The organism is Ochrobactrum sp. SFR4, from assembly GCF_019730395.1.
In the GTDB taxonomy this organism is placed as follows: Bacteria; Pseudomonadota; Alphaproteobacteria; order Rhizobiales; family Rhizobiaceae; genus Pseudochrobactrum.
In genome coordinates this window covers 1-343 of the sequence record NZ_JAAPBB010000425.1, presented here as the reverse complement: position 1 = coordinate 343, position 343 = coordinate 1, and the positions used below count along the sequence as shown (strand labels likewise).

Here is a 343-nt window from a genome sequence, read left to right as displayed (position 1 = left end):
CAGAATCCACACGATCAACAATAACGCTGCAAGCCTCGTGCGTTACCACAGGGCGTGGCGGAACATCCATTTTTGCAAGCACCTCGCGTAGACGCTCCGGTGAAATTGTCATACCAAAACCGATGCACGGCTGTTCCTCGCTGGCTTCAATAATCCGAAATGCAACAGGAATATCAAAGGATACAAACAAGTAATCCCCGACGCCAAATTTTTGAGTTCTTCCGCCCAGTTCAATCGTCATAACACCTTGTAGTATCATACAGAAAATAGGCGTTTGCGGGCATTGAATGGACGTCAGAGGCGATATGTGGCGTCCGAGTTCAAGATTGCTATTCGCCGTGGC

The 343-nt window shown here is 48.7% G+C and carries 1 protein-coding gene; it reads right to left on the bottom strand.

The features are described 5' to 3' along the window. Positions 1 to 268, bottom strand: a 268-nt coding sequence (locus tag HBA93_RS19665) for an AraC family transcriptional regulator (RefSeq protein ID WP_353619412.1), incomplete at its 3' end; no start/stop codon positions are given. Positions 269 to 343: the final 75 nt, after the last annotated feature.